The sequence below is a fragment of the Pseudomonas sp. 43(2021) genome (genome assembly GCF_017490805.1).
Lineage (GTDB): Bacteria > Pseudomonadota > Gammaproteobacteria > Pseudomonadales > Pseudomonadaceae > Aquipseudomonas.
In genome coordinates this window covers 1-460 of the sequence record NZ_JAFGYJ010000463.1, presented here as the reverse complement: position 1 = coordinate 460, position 460 = coordinate 1, and the positions used below count along the sequence as shown (strand labels likewise).

1 protein-coding gene is annotated in these 460 nt (G+C 67.0%); it reads right to left on the bottom strand.

What is annotated here, in order from left to right; translation table 11 throughout:
- Nucleotides 1–149 precede the first annotated feature (149 nt).
- Nucleotides 150–460: PadR family transcriptional regulator (locus tag J5M71_RS28185; RefSeq protein ID WP_207838898.1), on the bottom strand; the 311-nt coding region annotated here is incomplete at its 5' end.

The window sequence follows — 460 nt, the reverse complement described above, 5'->3', positions numbered from 1 at the left end:
ACCGAGCGCGGCGATCACGTCTTCCTCGGTGCGCCCGGCCGAGAGCGCGTCGCCGATGTACTCGCGGTAATCGGCGACGATCTCGTCGACGTCCCGTTTCGGCAGGCTGCCGAGCGCCTGCCGCAACCGCTGGATGAATGCGTCCTGCTTCATTGCCGTTCCTCTCCGTCCGCTCGCGTGCCGTGCAACGCCAGCACGCCGTTGACTTCGTCGACGAAACTCCGCCACTCGTCTTCCATCTGCCGCAGGCTCGCGCGCCCGGCGTCGGTGATCGAGTAGTACTTGCGCGGCGGCCCCGACGTCGATTCGACGAGGTAGGTCGTCACCCAGGCCTCGGCCTGCAGGCGCCGCATCAGCGGGTAGATCGTGCCTTCGCTGATCTCCATCGTTTCGGCGAGCGTCGACACGAGCTCGTACGCGTAGCTGTCCCGCCGCGCCAGCATGGCGAGCACGCACATAT